Origin of the sequence: Streptococcus infantis, assembly GCF_001579645.1 — a bacterium.
Taxonomy (GTDB): Bacteria; Bacillota; Bacilli; order Lactobacillales; family Streptococcaceae; genus Streptococcus; species Streptococcus infantis_E.
Genome location: NZ_LQZF01000202.1, coordinates 1 through 349 on the forward strand (window position 1 = coordinate 1; position 349 = coordinate 349).

General features: G+C 38.1%; 1 protein-coding gene. It reads left to right on the forward strand.

The features are described 5' to 3' along the window. Positions 1-230 (forward strand): 50S ribosomal protein L7/L12 (gene rplL, locus SINDD18_RS10135; protein ID WP_065203275.1); only part of this gene is annotated, 230 nt, incomplete at its 5' end. Positions 231-349: the final 119 nt, after the last annotated feature.

Sequence of the window (349 nt, forward strand, 5' to 3'; positions counted from 1 at the left end):
GTGCTGAAGAAGCTGCTAAAGATTCATTTGACGTTGAATTGACAGCTGCTGGTGACAAGAAAGTCGGCGTTATCAAAGTTGTACGTGAAATCACAGGTCTTGGTCTTAAAGAAGCTAAAGAACTTGTTGATGGTGCACCAGGTGTCATCAAAGAAGGCGTTGCAGCTGCAGAAGCTGAAGAAATCAAAGCTAAATTGGAAGAAGCTGGAGCTTCAGTTACTCTTAAATAAGAGGCATATACCAATTAGAATTCGGAATACTATAGTATCAGCCTTTTAGAATCGTGAACACATTTTAGAAACTGATAAATTAATTTAGTTTCCTACCAAAAACCCTACCAAAAATTAGG